Annotated in this window: 21 protein-coding genes; 14 read left to right on the forward strand and 7 right to left on the reverse strand. The window is 63.4% G+C overall.

Going from position 1 to position 20074, the window contains the following annotated elements; genetic code table 11:
* Genes ACPFL9_RS17865 through ACPFL9_RS17885 form a run of 5 tightly spaced genes read left to right on the forward strand, consistent with a single transcriptional unit; the run spans window position 1 to window position 5602 of the window.
* On the forward strand, window positions 1–1284 hold the full coding sequence (locus ACPFL9_RS17865) for an ABC transporter substrate-binding protein (protein ID WP_426004271.1): 1284 nt from the start codon (window positions 1–3) through the stop codon (window positions 1282–1284).
* Window positions 1285–1292: 8 nt separating this feature from the next.
* A complete protein-coding gene (locus ACPFL9_RS17870) occupies window positions 1293–2222 on the forward strand; it encodes a carbohydrate ABC transporter permease (protein ID WP_426004272.1) in 930 nt (309 codons plus the stop codon).
* Window positions 2222–3157 carry a carbohydrate ABC transporter permease gene (locus ACPFL9_RS17875; protein ID WP_426004273.1) on the forward strand — a complete coding sequence of 312 codons (936 nt, stop codon included), beginning with the start codon at window positions 2222–2224 and terminating at the stop codon, window positions 3155–3157. Before ACPFL9_RS17870 ends, ACPFL9_RS17875 begins: the two co-directional genes overlap by 1 nt.
* Window positions 3154–3852 carry a DUF624 domain-containing protein gene (locus ACPFL9_RS17880; RefSeq protein ID WP_426004274.1) on the forward strand — a complete coding sequence of 233 codons (699 nt, stop codon included), beginning with the start codon at window positions 3154–3156 and terminating at the stop codon, window positions 3850–3852. Before ACPFL9_RS17875 ends, ACPFL9_RS17880 begins: the two co-directional genes overlap by 4 nt.
* A gap of 16 nt (window positions 3853–3868) precedes the next feature.
* Window positions 3869–5602 carry a glycoside hydrolase family 35 protein gene (locus ACPFL9_RS17885; RefSeq protein ID WP_426004275.1) on the forward strand — a complete coding sequence of 578 codons (1734 nt, stop codon included), beginning with the start codon at window positions 3869–3871 and terminating at the stop codon, window positions 5600–5602.
* A 103-nt stretch (window positions 5603–5705) separates the two neighbouring features.
* Here the strand turns inward: ACPFL9_RS17885 and ACPFL9_RS17890 are convergent, their stop codons facing one another.
* Entirely contained in the window at window positions 5706–6050 is a 345-nt protein-coding gene (locus ACPFL9_RS17890) for a hypothetical protein (protein ID WP_426004276.1), read from the reverse strand.
* Window positions 6051–6154: 104 nt separating this feature from the next.
* Here ACPFL9_RS17890 and ACPFL9_RS17895 point away from each other — a divergent pair, with 104 nt between their 5' ends.
* Together ACPFL9_RS17895 and ACPFL9_RS17900 are read left to right on the forward strand one after the other, a co-directional pair.
* Window positions 6155–6811, forward strand: coding sequence for a CG0192-related protein (locus tag ACPFL9_RS17895; protein WP_426004278.1), 657 nt, complete (start codon window positions 6155–6157; stop codon window positions 6809–6811).
* A gap of 75 nt (window positions 6812–6886) precedes the next feature.
* Entirely contained in the window at window positions 6887–7360 is a 474-nt protein-coding gene (locus ACPFL9_RS17900; RefSeq protein WP_426004279.1) for a hypothetical protein, read from the forward strand.
* A 6-nt stretch (window positions 7361–7366) separates the two neighbouring features.
* Here the strand turns inward: ACPFL9_RS17900 and ACPFL9_RS17905 are convergent, their stop codons facing one another.
* On the reverse strand, window positions 7367–7696 hold the full coding sequence (locus ACPFL9_RS17905) for a DUF3040 domain-containing protein (protein ID WP_426004280.1): 330 nt from the start codon (window positions 7694–7696) through the stop codon (window positions 7367–7369).
* Window positions 7697–7932: 236 nt separating this feature from the next.
* On the opposite strand from ACPFL9_RS17905, the gene ACPFL9_RS17910 reads away from it, so the two are divergent.
* The gene (locus ACPFL9_RS17910; protein ID WP_426004281.1) at window positions 7933–8391 is read left to right on the forward strand and encodes a hypothetical protein; all 459 of its coding nucleotides are present in this window, start codon (window positions 7933–7935) and stop codon (window positions 8389–8391) included.
* Here the strand turns inward: ACPFL9_RS17910 and ACPFL9_RS17915 are convergent.
* Together ACPFL9_RS17915 and ACPFL9_RS17920 are read right to left on the reverse strand one after the other, a co-directional pair.
* On the reverse strand, window positions 8388–9104 hold the full coding sequence (locus tag ACPFL9_RS17915) for an IclR family transcriptional regulator (RefSeq protein ID WP_426004282.1): 717 nt from the start codon (window positions 9102–9104) through the stop codon (window positions 8388–8390). The genes ACPFL9_RS17910 and ACPFL9_RS17915 overlap by 4 nt on opposite strands.
* A gap of 23 nt (window positions 9105–9127) precedes the next feature.
* Window positions 9128–9937 (reverse strand): IclR family transcriptional regulator, encoded by an 810-nt coding sequence (locus ACPFL9_RS17920; RefSeq protein ID WP_426004284.1) that lies wholly within the window; start codon window positions 9935–9937, stop codon window positions 9128–9130.
* 169 nt (window positions 9938–10106) lie between these two features.
* On the opposite strand from ACPFL9_RS17920, the gene ACPFL9_RS17925 reads away from it, so the two are divergent.
* The 5 genes from ACPFL9_RS17925 (at window position 10107) to ACPFL9_RS17945 (ending at window position 14944) form a co-directional block, all read left to right on the forward strand.
* Window positions 10107–11138: a zinc-dependent alcohol dehydrogenase gene (locus ACPFL9_RS17925; RefSeq protein WP_426004285.1), complete on the forward strand. Its 1032-nt coding sequence runs from the start codon at window positions 10107–10109 to the stop codon at window positions 11136–11138.
* A gap of 82 nt (window positions 11139–11220) precedes the next feature.
* Window positions 11221–12114 (forward strand): transketolase, encoded by an 894-nt coding sequence (locus ACPFL9_RS17930; RefSeq protein ID WP_426004286.1) that lies wholly within the window; start codon window positions 11221–11223, stop codon window positions 12112–12114.
* Window positions 12111–13043 carry a transketolase family protein gene (locus tag ACPFL9_RS17935; RefSeq protein ID WP_426004287.1) on the forward strand — a complete coding sequence of 311 codons (933 nt, stop codon included), beginning with the start codon at window positions 12111–12113 and terminating at the stop codon, window positions 13041–13043. The genes ACPFL9_RS17930 and ACPFL9_RS17935 overlap by 4 nt, the downstream gene beginning before the upstream one ends.
* Before the next feature lie 17 nt (window positions 13044–13060).
* Complete coding sequence (locus ACPFL9_RS17940) at window positions 13061–14149, forward strand: 1-phosphofructokinase family hexose kinase (RefSeq protein WP_426004288.1); 1089 nt, start codon at window positions 13061–13063, stop codon at window positions 14147–14149.
* Window positions 14150–14179: 30 nt separating this feature from the next.
* Window positions 14180–14944, forward strand: coding sequence for an SDR family NAD(P)-dependent oxidoreductase (locus tag ACPFL9_RS17945; protein WP_426004290.1), 765 nt, complete (start codon window positions 14180–14182; stop codon window positions 14942–14944).
* Between the two features lie 80 nt (window positions 14945–15024).
* Here ACPFL9_RS17945 and ACPFL9_RS17950 read toward each other — a convergent pair whose 3' ends face one another.
* Both ACPFL9_RS17950 and ACPFL9_RS17955 read right to left on the reverse strand, forming a co-directional pair.
* Complete coding sequence (locus ACPFL9_RS17950) at window positions 15025–16029, reverse strand: alcohol dehydrogenase catalytic domain-containing protein (RefSeq protein WP_426004291.1); 1005 nt, start codon at window positions 16027–16029, stop codon at window positions 15025–15027.
* A complete protein-coding gene (locus ACPFL9_RS17955) occupies window positions 16026–16982 on the reverse strand; it encodes an MFS transporter (RefSeq protein ID WP_426004292.1) in 957 nt (318 codons plus the stop codon). Before ACPFL9_RS17955 ends, ACPFL9_RS17950 begins: the two co-directional genes overlap by 4 nt.
* A 249-nt stretch (window positions 16983–17231) precedes the next feature.
* Between ACPFL9_RS17955 and ACPFL9_RS17960 the strand changes: the two genes are divergently transcribed.
* The gene (locus tag ACPFL9_RS17960) at window positions 17232–18008 is read left to right on the forward strand and encodes an SDR family oxidoreductase (protein ID WP_426004293.1); all 777 of its coding nucleotides are present in this window, start codon (window positions 17232–17234) and stop codon (window positions 18006–18008) included.
* A gap of 37 nt (window positions 18009–18045) precedes the next feature.
* Here the strand turns inward: ACPFL9_RS17960 and glmS are convergent, their stop codons facing one another.
* Complete coding sequence (glmS, locus tag ACPFL9_RS17965) at window positions 18046–19956, reverse strand: glutamine--fructose-6-phosphate transaminase (isomerizing) (protein ID WP_426004294.1); 1911 nt, start codon at window positions 19954–19956, stop codon at window positions 18046–18048.
* Between the last annotated feature and the right edge of the window lie 118 nt (window positions 19957–20074).

The raw sequence follows: 20074 nt of genomic DNA on the forward strand, positions 1-20074 counted from the left end.
ATGAAGCGCACCACCCTCGCCGCAATCGCCCTTGCGGTGACTGCCGGACTTGGACTCACCGGCTGTGCAGGCGCCGCCGGCCCCGCAGACCAGCCGGCCGCCAACGGCAAAACCAAGCTGACCGTGTCCGTCTGGAACTACGAAGGAACCCCGGAGTTCAAGGCGCTGTTCGACAGTTATGAGGCTGCCAACCCGAACGTCGACATCGAACCGGTGGACATCCTGGCTGACGACTACCCGCAGAAGGTCACCACCATGCTGGCCGGCGGGGACACCACGGACGTCCTCACCATGAAGAACGTCATCGACTACTCCCGCTATGCCAACAACGGCCAGCTGCAGGAGATCAACAGCGTGGTGGACAAGGTGGGCAAGGACAACCTCGCTGGCCTGGATGCTTTCGACATGAACGGCAAATACTACGCAGCCCCCTACCGCCAGGACTTCTGGCTCCTGTACTACAACAAGGACCTGCTCAAGGCCGCCGGCGTGGAGGATCCCCAGGACCTGACCTGGGACGAGTACACCGCCCTGGCCAAGAAACTCACCACTACCGGCGCGGACGGCAAGAAGGTCTACGGAACGTACCACCACATCTGGCGCTCGGTGGTTGAAGCCATTTCCGCTGCCCAGAACGGCCAGGACCAGAACAGCGGCGATTACGGCTACTTCGAGGACCAGTACAACACTGCCCTGGACCTGCAGAAGTCCGGCGCCACCCTGGACTACGGCACTGCCAAGAGCCAGAAGACCAGCTACCGCACCATGTTTGAAACCGGCCAGGCAGCCATGATGCCCATGGGCACCTGGTACATCGCCGGTATCCTGCAGGCCAAGAAGGACGGCAAGTCGAACGTCAACTGGGGCTTGGCCCCCATGCCGCAGAAGAACGACGACGGCAAGGTCACCACGTTCGGTTCGCCCACGGCCTTCGCCGTGAACAAGAACGCGGTCCACACCGAGGAAGCGAAGAAGTTCATCGAATGGGCTGCCGGTGAAGAGGGCGCCAAGGCGATCTCCAAGATCGGTGTTGTCCCGGCCCTGCAGAACGATGCCGTGAAGGACGCCTACTTCGCGCTGGACGGTATGCCCACGGATGAGCTCTCCAAGAAGGCGTTCACCCCTGACACCACCGCCCTCGAAATGCCGGTCAGTGACAAGTCCGCAGCAACGGACAAGATCCTCAACCAGGAGCACGATCTGATCATGGTGGGTGAGCGCTCCGTCACCGACGGCATCGCTGAGATGGGCAAGCGCGTCAAGAGCGAAGTCCTCGGCCAGTAAGGCCCGTTATGAGTACAGAAACAATCTCCAAGCCCGTTGCCCCGGCTGTTGCCGGCCGGGGCAACAGGAAGCAGGCCAGGCGCAACACCCTGATCGGCTGGACGTTCATCCTCCCGAACTTCATTGGCTTCCTGGCTTTCACCCTGGTTCCGGTCCTCGCGGCGTTCGCTCTTTCTTTCATGGAGTGGACGTCCTTCAGCGCCCCCAAGTGGGTGGGCCTGGCGAACTTCCAACGCATGTTCGCCTCCGACTCCTTCTGGATCGCGCTGCGCAACACGGTGGTTTACGCCATCGGCCACGTTCCGCTGACCATGGCCCTGGCCCTGATCCTGGCGATGCTGCTGAACCGCAAGCTCAAGGGCATCGGCTTTTTCCGTGTCGCGATCTTCTTCCCTTACATCACCTCGCTGGTTGCGGTAGCTGTTGTGTGGAACATGCTGTTCAGCCCGGACAACGGACCCATCAACCAGTTCCTCCACGCAGTCGGCATAGCCAACGCACCGGGCTGGACTTCCAGCTCGGACTGGGCACTGCCGGCAGTGATCATCACCAGCGTGTGGCGGGACATGGGCTACTACATGGTCCTGTACCTGGCCGGACTCCAGGCCATCCCCACCGAGCTGTATGAAGCCGCCGAGGTTGATGGGGCCAGCGCCTGGCAGCGCTTCTGGAACGTCACCATCCCGTCCCTGCGGCCCACCACGTTCTTCGTGGTGGTCATGCTGACGGTCTCCAGCTTCAAGGTTTTCGATCTGATCGTGGTCATGACCAACGGTGGCCCCGGCCGGTCCACCACGGTCCTTTCACAGCTCATCTACCAGGAGGGCATCGGCGAAGGTAAGTTCGGCTACTCCTCGGCAATCTCGCTGGTCCTGTTCCTCATCGTCCTGACGGTCACCGTCCTGCAATTCAAGATCCAACAGCGGAGGGAACGCTGATGACCAACATGGCCGAAGACCTCAAGGCCGAGGCCCGCTTCGCCGGGTCGGGCCTGCCACCTGCCGCCGCGGAAGACCGCCGTCGTACGGTCCGGAAGCGCTCCCCGCGCGAACAGAAGAAACGGACCGCCAACATCATCATCTACGGCGTGCTGGTGGTCCTGGTGGTGGCGCTCATGGTGCCGTTCATCTGGATGGTCTCCTCCTCGCTGAAGGAGAACAACCAGGTCCTCACCGTCCCCATCCAGTGGATCCCCACCGAATTCGTGTGGAGCAACTACACGGACATCTGGACCCGCATCCCCATGATGGGCTACCTGCAGAACTCCCTCTACCTGTCGGTGATCATCACCTGCCTGCAGGTGCTGACGGGCTCGCTGGCCGCCTACGGTTTCTCCAAGGTCCGCTTCCCCGGCAGGGACGTGCTGTTCCTGGCCTACATCGGCACCATCGCCGTTCCATGGCAGGCCTACATGGTTCCGCAGTACATCATGATGCAGCAGCTCGGTTTGACGAACAGCTTCAACGCCCTGATCCTGCTCCAGGCCTTCGGCGCGTTCGGGGTGTTCCTGATGCGCCAGTACTACATGACCATCCCGGACGAACTCTGCGAAGCCGCCCGGATCGATGGACTCAGTGAGTACGGCATCTGGGCCCGCGTGATCCTGCCCCTGTCCAAGCCTGCCCTGGCCAGCCTGGCGCTGCTGACCTTCGTGAACACCTGGAACGACTACATGGGCCCGTTCATCTACCTCACATCCAACCGCCTCTGGACCGTCCAGCTCGGCCTGCGCTCATTCGTGGGCCAGTTCGACGCCGAGTACGCCATGATCATGACCGGCTCGGTGATCTCCGTGATCCCGATCCTCATCATCTTCCTGATCGGCCAGCGCTACTTCATCCAAGGCATCGCCACGAGCGGCATGAAGGGATGAGCACCTTGCGTGCTTCCCGCAAGCGCCGCTGGTCAGGGCCGGGATTCGAAGCCTTCGGCAGCATCTTCGGTTTCGTCTACACGTTCCTGGCCGGCAACGTACTGCTGGCCGTCGCCAACGCGCCGCTGGTGCTCTGCCTCTCCCTGGTGGCAGACCCGGCGGCCGCGTGGCCGTTCTTCCTGGCCCTCTCGATCACCATCGCCCCTTCCCTCGCCGGTCTCTTCGCGGCCTTCCGCTCGCTGAACGACGACGGCGGCGCGGTCAAGCCGGTAGCGGCGTTCCTTTCCGGATACAAGCGCAGTTTCACGAAGGTCGCACCGGTGGGACTCGGCGCGGTTGCCCTGTTGTTGTTCCTCGGCATGGACCTGATAGCCGTGCAAACGGTTCCGGGTGCCTCGCTGTTGCTGCCGCTCATTGTCGTAGCAGCCGCCATGACGGTGAGCCTGGCAGTGACGGCGATCGCCGGCGTCGTACTCCTGCCCGAGGCGAGGTTGAAAAGCATCCTGAAGGCCTCCCTCTACCTGGTGGTGCAGCGCTGGTACCTGAGCCTGGCCATGCTGGTGCTCCTGGGCATCATCATCTCCGCAGCCGTACTGCAGCCCGTGCTGGGCATTGCGCTGGCACCGGCCCCGCTGCTGTTCGTGATCTGGAGCAACGCCTCGTTCGCTTTCCACGCCGTGCTCCGCACGCCCTAGCTTCCCGAGGACTCTTTTGGACACCTTCGCAATCGGCGATCAGGATTTCCTCCTGAACCATCAGCCCTTCCGCATCCTGTCCGGTGCCATCCACTACTTCCGCGTCCACCCGGACCTTTGGGCTGACCGCATCCACAAAGCACGGCTCATGGGGCTCAACACCATTGAGACGTACGTGCCCTGGAACGAGCACTCTCCGGCTCCTGGTTCTTTCCGCACCCACGGCGGGCTGGACCTGGGCCGGTTCCTCGACCTGGTGGCGGCTGAGGGGATGCGGGCGATCGTGCGTCCGGGTCCGTACATCTGCGCCGAGTGGGACAACGGAGGCTTGCCTGCGTGGCTCTTTACCGATCCTTCCGTGGGCGTCCGGAGCAGCGAGCCGGCCTACCTCGCCGCGGTCACTGCGTACATGGAGTCCGTGCTGGAACTGGTGGTGCCTCGGCAGATCTCCCACGGCGGACCAGTGATCCTCCTCCAGATCGAGAACGAGTACGGAGCCTACGGGACGGACAAGGCCTACCTCCAGCACTTGGTTGATGTGGCGGAGCGTTCGGGCGTGGACGTTCCGCTGTTCACCTGTGATCAGCCGGTTGGGACCATGATCGAGGACGGATCACTGCCGGAGCTGCACAAGACAGGAACGTTCGGTTCGCGTGCAGAGGAGCGGCTCGCCATCCTGCGGGAACGCCAACCCACTGGGCCCCTGATGTGTGCCGAGTTCTGGAACGGCTGGTTCGACAACTGGGGAACGCACCACCACACCACCGACGCCGGTGCTGCCGCCGCCGAACTGGACGCGCTGCTGTCTGCGGGAGCTTCGGTGAATATCTACATGTTCCACGGTGGCACCAACTTCGGTTTCACCAACGGAGCCAATGACAAGGGCATCTACGAGCCGACCATCACGTCGTACGATTACGATGCTCCGCTGTCCGAAGACGGTCATACGACGGAGAAGTATTTTGCGTTCCGGGATGTCATTGCGAAGCATTTCCCGGTGCCGGCGGAAGTACCTGCCGGGCGTACCCCGGCCGCTGCAGGCGTGGTGACGGTGGACCGTGCGGCACCGTTGTCCTTTGTCCCTTTGGCTCCTGTGGCAGGCCCCGTTCCGCCGGTCGAAGTCACCGGCCAGTACCGCGGATTCCATCTCTACGAGACATCCCTGAACCGCGGCGGAGTTTTGTCATTCACCGAAGTGCGTGACCGTGCGCAGTTCTTCCTCAATAACGTCCCCATTGGTGTATTGAGCCGCGAACTGGGCGAGCGCTCCCTGGTGATTCCCGGCGGCGGCCGGCTTCGTGTCCTGTTGGAGGACCAGGGACGCGTCAATTATGGTCAGCGAATCGGCGAGGCGAAGGGCCTGATCGGGCCGGCGTTGCTGGACGGTTCCGAGGTGCTGGATTGGGAGCTCGGCGCTGTTGACCTGGCGAACTTGGATGGGTTCCGTACTGCCGCTGAACCCTTGGACGGGCCGGCGGTTGCGGGCCCGTCCATGGCCTTCGGCACCTTTGAGGCGGACGGACCGGGTGACCGCTTCCTCCGGCTCGACGGCTGGACCAAGGGCAACGCGTTCATCAACGGTTTCAATCTGGGCCGCTACTGGAGCCGCGGACCACAACGCACCCTCTACGTACCCGGGCCGCTGATCCGCAAAGGCACCAACGAGCTCGCTGTCCTGGAACTGCACGGAAGCGCGACGCGCGAGGTGCGTTTCGCCGTCGCGCCTGACCTGGGCCCCGACGAAAAGTAAAACGCTTTCTCACATAACGTCCCCTGTTGACGATCGCTCTCTCACCGGATGAGAGAGCGTTCGGGTTTAAGGGTGGTGATGTGAGAGAGCGTTGTGGGTGGTGCTAGCCGCGGCAGAGTTCGCCGTACTTGGTGCCGGCTTCCTGGTAGGCAGCGGACAGTTCGCCCATCTTCGCTTCGTCGCGGTGGTCCTCGTCCTTCACCATCTCGTCCGAGTATTCAAGGATTGCCTTGACCACGGGCTTCATGTCCTCGGAGGCTACGGGCTCGATGGGACGGATTGCATTGGCAACACGGATGGTTGCGGTCTTGCTGGCGTTGCTCGGGAGGCTGGCGACGGCGACACCCACCCGGTCACAGGTTTCAGCGGTGGTCAGCTGCGGCGAAGAGCAGGCGGAGGCCGTGGCAAGCAGCCCGGCAGCGATCAGGACAGTGGTGAGTTTCTTCATGTTTCCCTCAGTGGTCGACGTCCCTTTGATTGTAGTCAGAGTGTTGAGCCGCGTGTGCCGCTTTGACTTCGGATGCCCCGCCGGGCTGCCCTAGGCTGGGTGCCATGGCGATCCTTCACAAAGCAACCCTGTCCCCCACCAAGCTCGAACTCATCGCAGGCTACCTGCCCAAGCAGCCGTGGTTCATCCAGGACGGCACCCCGGAACTCGTGGGTGCGTACCGCTTTGACGATCCCGCCGGGGAGGTAGGACTTGAGACGCATGTGGTTGCCGCAGGCGACCGCATCTACCAGATCCCTCTCAGCTACCGGGGCTACGAACTGGCCGGCGCCGAGGAATGGCTCGTCGGAACCATGGAGCACTCCGTGCTGGGCAAACGCTGGGTGTACGACGCCTGTGCCGACCCCGTTTACGTCAAAGCCCTGGCAACAGCCATCCTCACCGGCCAGGAACAGGCGGAGCAATTCGTGGACAACAACGGCACCTTGGAACCGCGGCCCAGCACGGTTTCGGTGAAAGGCAGCGGCACGCTCGACGGCGGTGTCCCCACCGTCAGCGCCTCGGCGCCGGTTTCAGGCAGCGGAGTGACCGTCATCGATGCAGGAGGACTCCGACTGAAGATCGCCCGGGTAGTGGACGTCCCCGCTGAGCTGTCTTCCGCCTCCGTGGCAGCACCTGAACTCCACCACGAGCTCACGCTGCAGGGCAGGTGGGAAGGCCTGGAAGGACCAGTCGAACTGGCCGCCGTAGTCCGCAACTGAGGAACGCCGCCTGTTCGCCGCCGAAAGGGCAGCGTAGGCTGGCAACGGGGCCATCAACCGACGTGAGGGGTTCACGTGTATAAAGCTCAAGACATCATTCCCGCAGTCCAGGACGTTGCAGGCGAGTGGGTAAGGCACGCGGCGGAGGGAACGTCATCACAAACAGATGCCGTGGTGAGGTGGGCCTTGGGCCGCATCAACCATGCCGACGTTCCCGGCGTGGTCCATGGTGTGGTGCTTACGCTCACCGGTAACCGCAAATCCGCCAGGAAAGCCCGACGAACTGCTGCGAAGGCCGTGGTCAAGGCAAGCCGGGCGCTGCGCTCGCAGGCCGGGAGGACACAGGCATTGAGCAGAAGCGCAGCCCGGTTTGGCGCTGCGCCGGCCCGCCCGTCGCGGCCTGCGCGCTGGCTGATCTTCCTTTCAGCCGCAGGTATCGGTGCGGCTGCGGTGGTTTTCTGGCGGATGTTGATGCCGCCGGGGGAACCTGCCCCGGTGAAGCCCACCGAGCAGGCGTCGGGTGGCGAGGTCCCACCCGAGACGTACTGAAGGACTTTACTGGCCGGACCTGCCATTGAGGCCTTGCTCGCTTTGGCCCTCATCGCTCATGCGGACTCTCCGCCGGAACACGAGGCGGCTGAGAATCACATAGGCGCCGGTGCCGGCCAGCAGGAAACCGACCACTCCCACAATGACCAGTTGGGTAATGATTCCGGTGATGACCAAGGCAAAGCCGGCCAGCATCGACCCCGCGCCCAGGGCGTTGCGGACGGCTGTCCCCCGGAGACGACCGGATTTCAGTTGGAGGTCCAGATCGGGATCCGTTGCAGCGAGATCCCGCTCAAGCGCTTCCAGCCTCCTGCGCTCCTCATCCGATAACGACATCGGAATCATCCTCACTACACGAGCACTCCACGCCTGCGGCGCCAACGCTCCAGCCATCGGCACGTGCGGCTGCTTGCCGTGCCTTGACTTCATTATCGGTCGAATTCCGGACACTATCCACAGGTCCTGAAGGAACTTGTGGTCGCGGTGCGAAGGCGGCGGGGGTTTGGGCGACAGCTCACCCTAAGTATGCTTAGCGAAAGGACAGTGACCTCGCCAACCGAAAGCTGGGTACCGTGACACGACGATTCAGTACCGATTCCAACCAACCCGGCACTTTTGTTTCTGGACCCCGCCGACGCACCAGCCGCGCCCTGTGGTTGATCACCACCGGATTGCTCGCCGGGGTTGCCGGCGGTTTTTTCGCATGGCGCATGATGGCCCCCGGCGGAGACCCTGAGGCTCTAAAACGCCGTGCGCCCCACGGATCAACGGCACACGCACCGGAAAGTACAGGAACCACAGCCGAACAGCCCGAAGAGCTTCTTGTGCCCCAGGCCGAGCCAGTGGAAATCTCCACGAGGATGCGTCCGGGTGAATGGACCGAAGAGTCGCTGCAAGCCCATATCGAGGACTACAAGCAGCAGATCCGGGATATGGGGGCTGCCGAGTCCGAGATCGTGGTGGACGTTGAACGGACGGAAGAGGGGGCGGCCAAGGTCGCGGTCAGCTGGGCCAGAAACACAGGCGCCTAGAGCTTTGGCGCGACTTCGTCGGCAGCTTTGCGCAGCACGTCCGCGTACTCCGCCTGGTGCGGCAGGACGTCGTCCCGCAGCCCAGCGACGGAAAGGGCTCCCCGCAGGAGGCCTTTGGAGTCGAACAACGGAACCCCAAGCGCCGCAACACCAATGGTTACGTCTTCGTCAGACAGACTGTAGCCACGTTCGCGGATCAGGGCAGCATCGGCCTCCAACTGTTCGGCGCTGGTGAGCGTTAGGGGCGTGAACTCCTGAAGGGGCACCGTGTCCAGGACCTGGCTCCTCAAGGAATCGTCGTAAGCCAAAATCACCCTGGAAGTCGCGCCGGCGTGGGGCGGGAGGCTTCCTCCAGGTTTGAGCAACATCAGCGTGACCTTGGTGCCCTCGACCCAGTCCAGGCAGACTATTCGCCTGTCCCGGAGGGCACAGAGGTAAACGGTTTGGCCGGTCAGGTCGTTGAGCCGTTGCATCACGGTGCGCGCCGCCCCGACCTCCGGAATTCCGTTGAGGGCCGCAGAGGCGAGGTGAAGGATCCCGGTGCCAAGCTGGGCGCGCCCGTCTTCCCGCACCGTGACCAGGCCTACGTGGGCCAGCGCGTCCAGCAGACGGTAGACGCTGGGCCGCGGCATGGAGATGGCATCGGCAATGTCCGCGACGCCCAGGGGTCCTTGATCTGCCAGTGCGTTCAGCAGATCGGCACTGTTGGCCATGACTTTAATAGGCTTGGGAGACATCAGAGGCGCACGCTTTCTTTGGCGGGGACGAGTGCCGTGCTCGTAGCTCCCAGTGCGCGGCTGACCGCCGCGGCGGCTGACATGACCATTTCCACCGGGTCATATCCGCTGTGAAAGAGCCTGTGGGTCTGGCCGCTGATGGATAAGGCCCCGACAACCACATCGGCGTGGTTGAAGATCGGAGCTCCAACGCCGCCGATTCCCTGGCCCCAGTCGCTGTGGGCAACGGCGACGCCGTCGGCCGCTGTTTCTTTAAGACGACGGCGGAGATCATCGGCGTTCTTCGCCACGGGTCCGAAGAATTCGTCTTCGGGAAGCTCATGCAGGTAACGCTCCACGACTTCATCCGATTCAAACGCCAAGATGGCCCTGGGCGCGGCGCCCTGCCCCAGGGGCATGGACTCACCCAACCTGAGATTGTGAATCTGCACGTCAAGGCCGTCGATCCTGTCGATGCACACTGCCCGAAGATCCCGGCGTATGCAGAGGAATGCCGTCTGGCCCGTCGCCGTGTGCAGCCTTTCCAGCTCGGGACGTGCCAACTCCCGCAAATCCAGTTGGGCTTCGAGTTTGGCCCCCAGGCGAATGAAATCGATGCCCAGCCGCGTTTTTCCGCGACGCGAACCATCCTCCACCCAACCGATTCCTTGGAGCGTCGATAGCAGCCTGTACAACGAACTCGCCGGTTCGCCGGTGCGTTCCGCTAACTCGCCCACCGTAAGTTCACCGGCGTCGGCGACTGCTTGGAGCACAGCGGCCGACTTGGTGACGAGGTTCATTCCGCCGGTTGGGTCTGTTGCTTCCGACATTGGAAACCTCTCACGTAGCGGACAAAGACCATGACTCACGATACGGAAGGCGCGCCCCGAGACGCAAGCATGGCGACCTGCTCATCTTCTCGCATTGTGGACCAAATGTCTGCTCATTGATAATTTTAGTCATCAACCGCCCTAAACACCCGAAGCAAAAGGAGTCGCAATGTCCACCATCACCAGTCCCGCAGCCACAAAGAGCCGCGCGGCAGTTCTCACAGGACCGGGTCAGTTTGCCATTCAGCCTGTATCGCCACCTGAACCAGGACCCGATGAGGCCTTGATCCGCATCACCTACACAGGCATCTGCGGATCGGACTTTCCCATTGTCGATGGCGCGCACCCCCGCGCTGTACTTCCCTTGGTCATGGGACACGAGATGACCGGGATCATCGAGCGGCCGGGCCGTAGCGGCCTGCCGACAGGCACCATGGTGGCAGTCAACCCCCTCCTGCCATGCGGCAACTGCGGAGCCTGCGCAATGGAACTTCCCCACGTATGCCGAAACCTGAGGCTACTCGGCATTGACGCTCCGGGATCGATGACAGAACTCATGGCAGTGCCGATCTCGAACATTACCCCCTTTGCGGGCCCGGTTCCCGCCGGGGAGGCCGCCCTCGCGGAGCCGCTCGCGGTGGCCGTGCACGCCGTGCATCGGGCACGGGTTGCCACCCAGGATCGCGTACTCATCTTCGGCGCGGGACCGATCGGGATTCTGGTCGCGCTGGTCGCGCGGCACGCGGGCGCCGTGGTGGTTGGCATAGTCGAACCGAGCGAACGACGCCGGCAGGTGGTCGAGTCTCTCGGGCTCACCGCCCTCACCCCCGACCAAGCGCCCGTGGCCCGCCTGCATCACGACGGAAGCGCCGACGTCGTTTTTGACTGCGCGGGCCACCACAGCGTCACCCCGCGCCTCACCGAAGTGGCACCCGTCCGGGGTCGGATAGTCATTGTGGCCGTCCATCACGGCCCGACGGGGGTGGACCTCCGGGAACTGGCTTTCGCCGAGCAGGAAATCATCGGGGTGCGCGTCTATGAGCCCGACGATTTCGCCGGAGCCGTCCAGCTGATCAGCCGCGGCGTCCTGCCCTTGGCCGACATTCCCGTCTCGGAGTATGCGCTTGCCGACGTAGCGAAAGCTTTCGCGGAGGCTCGTTCCGGCACTGGTGCCGTCAAAGTCCTCATCAGGAGCAATTAGCTTTTATCGTAGGATGGACTTACAGTCCGTTCTACGATAATAATTGCGTACAGACTGCTGACACGATCAACGAGGACAAGTCATGTCGAATACGAACGCAACCCGGACCAGCACGGCCGAACTCCAGCAACTGGCGGCCGCCGGCCGCTGGCACGTTGTCGAAACCGTCGCCAAAGCCAAGGCGGGTCACATCGGCGGCCCGCTCTCGGCCATGGACCTGCTGGTGTCGCTCTACTTCAATGAGCTCGCCATCGACCCCCAACAACCAGACGATCCAACGAGGGACCGTTTCATCCTGTCCAAAGGTCACTGCGCGATCGGGCTCTACGCCGTGCTGGCACTCCGCGGCTACTTTCCCCTCGAGGAACTGGCTACATTCGATCAGGGCGGTTCCCGACTCCAAGGGCACCCGGACATGAAACTCACACCGGGGGTCGACTCGTCCAGCGGGTCGCTGGGCCAGGGCCTTTCGGCGGGGGCAGGGATGGCTATGGCGGCCAAGCAGCTCGGGGCCGGATTCCACACTTGGGTGATGCTGGGCGACGGAGAGCTGGAAGAGGGAATGGTATGGGAGGCAGTCCACACAGCCCGGCGCTTCAAGCTGGATAACCTCACCGCAATCATCGACTTGAACGGCCTCCAACAATACGGGTGGCCGGTGACCGAAGACGGCGACCGCTTCGACCGCTCAAACCCGTGGGCAGGGGTGGACCTTGAGGGCGTCTTCAATGGTTTCGGGTGGAATGTGGTCAGCATCAACGGACACGATTTCAATGAGATCCAGGGAGCCTTCGACCAGGTCCGCGCGGCCCGTGGTTCGGGCAAGCCGACCGTGATCCTTGCAAAGACCATCAAGGGCAAGGGCATCTCCTTTACGGAGGGAACCTACAAGTGGCACAACGGGGTTGCCACCCCGGAACAGCTGGCCATTGCCGCTGCAGAACTCGGCCAGTCATTCGAAGGAGAAGCAAAGTGAAAGCACAACGCGATGTCTGGGGCCAGACCCTGGTGGACCTTGCCCGCAGCGACAACCGGGTGGCCCTGGTTGACGGCGACCTGGCCACCTCCACCAAGGCCGACCTGTTCGCAGACGCATTCCCGGACCGCTTTTTTGAGATCGGCATCGCTGAGCAGAACATGGTAGGTGTGGCCTTTGGCCTATCAACGCTTGGTTACAGGCCCTGGCTGTCCACTTTCGGAGTCTTCCTGACCCACCGTGCCCTGGACCCTATCCGTATGCTCGTGTCCCAAACCGGTGCACCCGTGAAGATTGCGGCTTCCTATGCGGGCCTCCTCAACGGCAGCAGCGGCAAAACGCACCAAGACATCGAAGATCTCGCGATCATGCGAGCCATGCCCGGCATGACGGTCATCGCCCCTGCCGACCCGGCGGAAGCGGAGGCAGCGATCCGGTGGGCGGCGGACTACGACGGTCCGGTCTATCTCCGTCTCGCCCGCGACGCGGTGGCCGACGTCTTCGATCCCGGCCACGCCTTTACCCCCGGAGAAGTTCATGTACTGCGCGAAGGAAGCGACGCCATTCTGGTGTCCACGGGTGTTCAGACTTCGCGGGTGATGGATGCCGCAGGGCTCTTGACCGAACAAGGACTCGAAGTCCGCGTCGTCCACGTTCCCTGTCTAAAACCCGTCGACGAAGCCGCTCTCCTGTCCGCACTCTCCGGACCGGCACCGATCTTCACGATCGAAGAGCACAGCATCATAGGAGGCCTTGGTGGCTTGGTAAGCGAGTTGGTAACCAGCACCACCTTGGGAAAAACCGTCACCCGATTGGGTTTGGCGGATTCCTGGTCCGAGTCGGCCCCCAATGCCTACCTGCTGGACAAGTACGGCCTATCAGCCCAGAGGGTGGCCGAGCAGGTCCGGCACGCCTTGGCTGACGACTAGCCGCAGGTGCAAACAGCATGAGCAGCCTCACGCACAGAACCACCCGCGGCGGTCTGGTCTACCGGTCCCGTGGTGGCGACCACCCCGTCACGACCGCCCCACCCAGGTTGCGCCAGCAGCGGGTGGTGACGCTGACGCCGTCGCCCGTTGTTGACCGCGTGTACTTTTTCAGGGACCTGGTTCCCGGTAAGGTCAACCGTGCGACCGCCGTCGAGGAGGGCTTGGGCGGCAACGGCATCAACGTTGCGCGCACCCTCAATCTGGCAGGCAACCCCACCATAGCCGTGATCCCTGCCAGCGAAGCGGACAGGACCAAGGCTGCACTTCTGCAGTCGGTGTCGGCGCCGGTTTCAACCGTTCCCGTTTCCACGTCCTTCCGGGTCAACACGGTGCTGGTGGACTCCCGAGGCACCACAACCAATGCGAACCAGCGCCCCGGAATGCTGCCCCTGGGGGAATGGCGGTCCATCTGCGAAGCGACGCTGCGGGAGGTCCTGGCATTGGAAGCCGACTGGCTTGTGGTTGCAGGTGCCCTGCCGGTCACGGAGGACGGCCAACCGGCCGATCTTGATTGGCTCCTTCGTGAGGCGCGGGCTGTCGGCACCAAGATTTGTTTGGACGTCAACGGCCCCGATCTGAGCCGCTGGGCCGCCACAGGCCTCGTTGATCTGGTCAAACCCAACGTTCCCGAGCTTGAAGCGTTTTCCGGAAGGAAACTGACAACAGTCGGCGACGTAGTCCGTGCGGCCGAAGCGCTCCGGCGGGCCGGCGTCGGGGCGGTCCTGGCCAGCATGGGGGCGGACGGGCTCATTGGATCTGGACCCGACGGTGTTCTCTGGGCCCGGGCGCCAAGGACCCCGGTGGTCAATACAACAGGCGCCGGAGACGCCGCCCTGGCCGGATTCCTGAGCGAGGCCTGCTCGGAACCCGAAGGCCCGAACGGGCCGCGCAACCGTGCGTGGTCTTTCTCGAAAGCGCTGGCCAGGTCCGCTGCCTGGGGCGCCCTGGCCGTGGCACGTACAACGACGGCACTCGGCAGCCTCTCCGGCGCGCCGGCGGTGCCAGTCCAAGACCCTGAAGAAGACTTCCGCCTTGGCGTGGCCTAAGGCGCAACCGATGTCACAAAGGAGCACATTATGAAACCACGTACTGCCCTGATCACCGGTGGCGCCCAAGGAATAGGCGCCCGTGCAGCGCATACCCTGGCCGAAAGGGGCTGGCGCGTACTGTTAGCCGACCTCAACGAGGGGGCCGCCAAAGATCTCGCCGAGGAACTCAACCGCATAGCACCAACGTACGCACCCCATCTCGGTTTCGGCGTGGATGTAGCGGACGAGACCAGCGTGGAAGGCCTCTTTGCCTCTGTGGCCCAGGAGACCGCCGGTTTGGACGGCCTGGTCAACTGCGCCGGCAACATCCTCCGGCAACCCGCTGAAGAGCTGGACATCGCCCAGTGGCGGCGTCTTTTGGACATCCATCTGACGGGTTCCATGCTGATGGCGAAGACCGGCTTTACACTGCTGAAAGCCAGCCGCGGTTCGATCGTGAACATCGCCTCAGTGGGCTCCTCGTTCGGGCTCCCGGGCCGCTCTGCCTATTCCACGGCGAAGACCGGAATGCTGGGCCTGACCCGGACCCTCGCCGTTGAATGGGGTAAGCATGGAATCCGCGTCAATGCGGTGGCTCCAGGCTATGTGAACACCGAAATGGTCCGCAGCGGCTTACGGAACGGCACACTCAGCGAGCAGACCCTCCTGGGACGCACGCCGCTGGGCCGGTTGGCGGAACCATCGGAAATCGCCTCCGTGATTGCTTTCCTGCTGTCCCCGGACGCATCGTTCATTCACGGCGAAGTGGTCAAGGTAGACGGCGGGCTTACCATCGACGGGACATTCGACTGACTGACCATACAAGAGGGCCGCAGCCACCGGGCTTCCCGGGAGCTGCGGCCTTTTACGTTTGCGGCGCGGTCCAGACTACTTCAAGGCACGACGGCGACCTTGGGGGAGGCGCCCCTGCCCACCTTTTCGAAGGCACCAGCAATATCGGCGAGCGGGACGGTCTCAACCATCAGCTCCCCTAAGTCCGGGTGCGCTTGCAGAACTGCCAGCGCCAGTTCATAGTCAGGCCGGTGTGAGCTGTAGCTCGTGATGATGTCCAGTTCCTTCCGCACGGCATCGTTGGCTGCGAGCACGGGCGGCTCTCCATAGAGGGCCACCATCACCAAGCGGCCTCGCACAGGCAGTTCCCTTACGGCATCATCCAGGGCGGCAGACGCGCCGGCGGCCTCAATCCAGACCGTGGGCCTGAAACTTCCGGGCACTGATTCCACCAAGTCCAACCCGAGCCGGGCCGCGAGGCGCGCACGATCAGCGACGTCACGCGCCGTACCCTTCAGGAGGACGCGGGCCCCAAGATATCCGCACACCAGAGCTGCCAGAATGCCGATCGTTCCTGGCCCGCTGACCACCACGGCGTCTTCTGAGGTGATCCTGCCTCTGCTGGCGACGGCGCGAGCGGCAACGGACAGTGGCTCGGTGAGAACTGCCGTTTTGGACGGGACTCCTGGGGGCACGGCCAGCAACTGGGAAGCCGGGATCCGGACGTAGGCCGCGGCACCGCCGTCGCGCGTTAAGCCCAAGGTGACCTTTCCGTCGCAGCCGTTCGCGTAGTCCTCCAAGCACGAAGGGCAGTCCCCACACCCCGACTGGGCGATCGCGGTGACCCTGTCCCCCGCCGCAAAACCTTGCCCATCGCGGACCACGGTTCCCACAATCTCGTGGCCCAAAGTGGTGCCGCAGGGCACCCAGTCATAGCCGTCGTCGCCATTCCAGATGTGAAGATCGGACCCGCACAATCCGCAGTATTGGGTGCGGACAAGAACCTCGCCCGCACCGGGCGCGAGCAGGTCCTTCATGCCAACGGTGACGCTGTGAGGGGCTGTCGATGATCGGACGGCGGCAGGCGCTGATGCCGGTAAGTTCACTGTTTTCCTTCCGGAATGCGGCAGTTCCCGGGGGCCTGGGGCACCGCCGGGAACTGTCCGTGTATCTGATGAGCGGAGTTATTGGATCTGGTCCAAGGGCTTGCCGGAGGCTGGCCTGGGTCCATGCCCTTGACTCCGATTGCGTAAATGGCTGCCGAGGTAACCCAGGTGTAGTAGGTCAAGGTTGCCCCGGCCTCATACAGGAACAGCTTAACGCCGGCGGCAACCACTTGCTTCTTGCTCCACGCTGGCGCTGCATCGGCTTCGGGAGCACCCGCTACGTGTTCGCTTTCCATCATGCCCCGGCGCAGCCATAGCGCTGCGACAGCCAACAGGGCGCCTGCTGCGAACGGAATTCTCCATCCCCACTCCATCATCTCCGGCTTGCTGAACACACCCGTCAGCATGGCCATGAAGAAGGTGGCGAGCAGGGAACCCGACCCCACGGCGATAAAGACCGAGCTCGACCACAGGCCGCGCCGCTTCGGCGGCGCGATCTCCGCGATGTAGGCATAGGACGTCGTCGACTCGCCACCGTGGGCAAAGCCTTGGATAAGACGGGCCAGCAAAAGGAGCAGGGATGCCCAGCTCCCGATCGCGGCGTAGGACGGGATCAGGGCGATGCCGAGACTGGCCCCTGCCATCAGGAACATGGTGGTCAGCAGGACCTTGCGCCTGCCCAATTTGTCGGCCAACGGGCCGAAGACCAGCCCGCCAATGGGCCGCATGAGGAAGCCGACGGCGAAAACGGCCAGGGTGCTCAGCAGCGCCGACATGGGATTTCCGGAGTCGAAGAGGCTGCCGGCGATGTAGACCGAGGCAACGGTGTAGATGGTCCAGTCGAACCATTCCAGCAGGTTGCCTACTCCGGTGGCGAGCAAGGATTTGCGCTGTAGACGCAGCCGCTCGGGGCTGATCCCCTGCTGGGCTGCGTTCTGCTCAACAATCGTCATTGAATGCTCCCGCGTTGGGAAGCCACGTTAGGTGGCTTGGACTCGGTAGTGACCCGGCCACGATGTGCTGCCCCTCTGGGCGAGGCAGAATCGGCCGGGATGTGGGCCGGAAGGCTCACTTTCTGCAATCAACATCACCATGCGGACAAAATGTCTGTCAAGTGATAATTTAGAAAAATGGCAGGAAGGCCCCGCCTCCCAGCCCAATTCCCGAACAAGAAAACGCCAAACCAGGCGCAAGGAGGACCCATGGACACGAATCTTGAGGGCAGAGTAGCCCTTGTTACCGGAGCAAGCAGCGGTATCGGCGCCAGCGTGGTCCGCCGGCTCCTCACGGCCGGCGCCCGGGTGCACGGGGTGGCACGTCGACAGGAAGCCCTCAACGAAGTCAGTCCTGGACACCTCGCCGACGGCCGCTTTGTGGCACACGCCTTGGACGTCTCCGACACTGCTGGCGCCCGGAGCCTCGCAGCACATCTGGCGGAATCCGACCCCATCGACATCCTTGTCTGCGCCGCAGGGACCAACGTTCCGCGCCGGCGGGTAGCAGAGCTCACGGATGAGAGCTTCGACCAGATCATGAAAACCAACGTCTACGGTGTCTTCACGCTGCTCTCGGCAACGCTTGACCAGTTGCGCGAACGTCAAGGGGACGTGGTCATCATTTCCAGCATCGCCGCGAGCTGGCCGGACCACAGCGGCGCCGCTTACGGCGCGTCCAAAGCCGCGCTGCTGGGCCTGGCACGAGGAGCTTCCAGGGACGAACACGGCAATGGCATCCGCGTGTGCAGCATACTGCCGGGCATCGTGGACACCCCCATCCTTGACCTCCGTCCGAGCCCGCCGCCGCGGGAAGTCCGGGACTGGGCCATCCACCCGGACGACATCGCCGAGGCCGTCCACTGCGCCGTGAGCCTGCCACCCCGGACCAACATCGCCGAAATCAGCGTTGTGGCCACCCGGCTGCAGTCCCTGAGCAACACACAGGCGGCCACCCCTGAACTTCCGGCCTCCATGCGGAGCTAAGGCAAAAGGGCCGCCCACCTCAGCGGGCGGCCCTTTACTACTCCACCGTGACAGACTTTGCAAGATTGCGTGGCTGGTCAACGTCGAGTCCCTTTTCAGCGGCAAGGCCTGCAGCAAAGAGCTGAAGCGGAACCGTGGTCAGCAAGGGCGCCAAAAGTGGCGAGGACTCCGGCACAGCAATTACCTCGTCCGCCCATTCCGCAACAACCCCGTCCTCTTCCTCCGCCACGGCAATCACCCATCCACCGCGTGCTTTGATCTCCTGGATGGTGGACATCACCTTCGCGTGCAGGAGTCTGCTGTGCCTGAGCGACGGAACGACGACAATGACCGGCTGACCCTCATCGATCAGGGCGATCGCGCCGTGCTTCAGCTCGCCCGCCGCGAACCCCTCGGCATGGATGTACGCGAGCTCCTTGAGCTTGAGGGCGCCCTCCAAAGCCACCGGGAATCCAACATGCCGCCCAATGAAGAGTACGGATGTTGCCTCCCGCAAGTCTGCGGCCAAGGCATTGATCCGGCCCGCACGGTCGAGCGTGCGCTGGATCAGGTCCGGGATTCTCCGCAACTCCTTGGCCACGGCAAAGGTTTCCTCCCGCAATGCGCCGCCCCGAAGTTGGGCCAGGTACAGCGCCAGGAGGAGGTTGGCGGTGACCTGGGCAAGGAAGGCCTTGGTGGAAGCAACGGCAATTTCGGGTCCGGCGAGCGTATGGAGGACGCCGTTCGATTCACGGGCAATCGTCGATCCTTGCGTGTTGCAGATGGACAGCACCACGGCGCCCTGCTCCCGGGCGTAACGGACCGCCATCAAGGTGTCCATGGTTTCTCCGGACTGCGATATGGCCACCACCAGCGTCCGCGCATCGAGCATGGGCGTGCGGTATCGGAATTCGTGGGCGAGATCGACTTCGACCGGTATCCGGCACCAGCGCTCGATTGCGTATTTGGCGATCTGCCCGCCGTAGGATGCCGTACCGCAGGCAACCACCACCACCCTGTTGATCCCGGCGAACGTGGACTCCTCGATGCCCAACCCATCCAGTCGGACAGATCCGTCAATGCCGATGCGGTCCTGGATGGTCCGGCGGACAGCTTCGGGCTGCTCCAGCATTTCCTTGGCCATAAAGGAAGCATGGCCGCCCTTGGATGCTGCCACGGGGTCCCAGTCCACTGCCACTTCGGTGACCTGCACCGGTACGCCGTCGAAGTCGGTCGCCGCCACGGTGTCCGCGGTGACGGCGACAACCTGGTCCTGGCCCAGCTCAACGGCACGCCTGGTAAATTCACCAAAGGCCGCGACGTCGGAGCCCAGGAAGTTTTCGCCGTCCCCAATTCCGACGACGAGCGGCGAGTTGCGCCGTGCGGCCACCACCAGCCCGGGATGCCCCGCATGGACTGCCAGGAGCGTGAAGGAACCTTCCAACTGCCGGCACGCGCTGCGCATGGCGCCAACGAGCAGGTCATCACTGTCATCGACGGCGACCGGCCCGCGGTCATCGACTGCGGACCGGTACGCCTGCGCGAGCAGGGCGGCAGCCACCTCGGTATCCGTCTCAGAGGAAAAGACATGCCCCTCGCCGGAGAGCGACAGCCTCAAGGCTGCAGCGTTCTCGATGATCCCGTTGTGAATCACTGCCAGCCGTCCCCGATCAGCAAGGTGGGGGTGGGCATTGGCGTCCGTCGGGGCGCCATGGGTCGCCCAACGGGTGTGCCCAATTGCAACCTCACCGCCCGGAACCGGCGATTCATCGATTAACGCAGCGAGGTTGCCGATCTTCCCGGCCTTCTTGCGGATATGGACCCCGCCTGCCGATTGAACGGCGATGCCCGACGAGTCGTACCCCCTGTACTCAAGGCGGCGCAAGCCGCCCATGACCACATCCAGGGCACGTTGCCGGTGAGCTTGAACTGAGTCGGACCTGCCGACGTAACCAACGATTCCACACATGGGCCCAGCCTAGCCGAGCTTGGAAATTTCTTCCAAGCTATATTGATTGGTAGAAAATTCCTGCTAAGGTTGTGATCAACACCACCCCCTCCCCAACACCCAGCAGAGAGTTCTCTCG

The sequence above is a fragment of the Paenarthrobacter sp. NyZ202 genome, assembly GCF_049860755.1.
Taxonomy (GTDB): Bacteria; Actinomycetota; Actinomycetes; order Actinomycetales; family Micrococcaceae; genus Arthrobacter.

Excerpts from the sequence above, each read along its gene's own strand:
- glmS (WP_426004294.1), bottom strand. The coding sequence starts at position 19,956 with ATGTGTGGAATCGTTGGTTACGTCGGCAGGTCCGACTCAGTTCAAGCT.
- ACPFL9_RS17880 (WP_426004274.1), top strand. The coding sequence starts at position 3,154 with ATGAGCACCTTGCGTGCTTCCCGCAAGCGCCGCTGGTCAGGGCCGGGA.
- ACPFL9_RS17915 (WP_426004282.1), bottom strand. The coding sequence starts at position 9,104 with ATGGCCAACAGTGCCGATCTGCTGAACGCACTGGCAGATCAAGGACCC.
- ACPFL9_RS17870 (WP_426004272.1), top strand. The coding sequence starts at position 1,293 with ATGAGTACAGAAACAATCTCCAAGCCCGTTGCCCCGGCTGTTGCCGGC.
- ACPFL9_RS17955 (WP_426004292.1), bottom strand. The coding sequence starts at position 16,982 with ATGACGATTGTTGAGCAGAACGCAGCCCAGCAGGGGATCAGCCCCGAG.
- ACPFL9_RS17865 (WP_426004271.1), top strand. The coding sequence starts at position 1 with ATGAAGCGCACCACCCTCGCCGCAATCGCCCTTGCGGTGACTGCCGGA.
- ACPFL9_RS17890 (WP_426004276.1), bottom strand. The coding sequence starts at position 6,050 with ATGAAGAAACTCACCACTGTCCTGATCGCTGCCGGGCTGCTTGCCACG.
- ACPFL9_RS17905 (WP_426004280.1), bottom strand. The coding sequence starts at position 7,696 with ATGTCGTTATCGGATGAGGAGCGCAGGAGGCTGGAAGCGCTTGAGCGG.
- ACPFL9_RS17945 (WP_426004290.1), top strand. The coding sequence starts at position 14,180 with ATGAAACCACGTACTGCCCTGATCACCGGTGGCGCCCAAGGAATAGGC.
- ACPFL9_RS17895 (WP_426004278.1), top strand. The coding sequence starts at position 6,155 with ATGGCGATCCTTCACAAAGCAACCCTGTCCCCCACCAAGCTCGAACTC.
- ACPFL9_RS17925 (WP_426004285.1), top strand. The coding sequence starts at position 10,107 with ATGTCCACCATCACCAGTCCCGCAGCCACAAAGAGCCGCGCGGCAGTT.
- ACPFL9_RS17920 (WP_426004284.1), bottom strand. The coding sequence starts at position 9,937 with ATGTCGGAAGCAACAGACCCAACCGGCGGAATGAACCTCGTCACCAAG.
- ACPFL9_RS17875 (WP_426004273.1), top strand. The coding sequence starts at position 2,222 with ATGACCAACATGGCCGAAGACCTCAAGGCCGAGGCCCGCTTCGCCGGG.
- ACPFL9_RS17960 (WP_426004293.1), top strand. The coding sequence starts at position 17,232 with ATGGACACGAATCTTGAGGGCAGAGTAGCCCTTGTTACCGGAGCAAGC.
- ACPFL9_RS17940 (WP_426004288.1), top strand. The coding sequence starts at position 13,061 with ATGAGCAGCCTCACGCACAGAACCACCCGCGGCGGTCTGGTCTACCGG.
- ACPFL9_RS17930 (WP_426004286.1), top strand. The coding sequence starts at position 11,221 with ATGTCGAATACGAACGCAACCCGGACCAGCACGGCCGAACTCCAGCAA.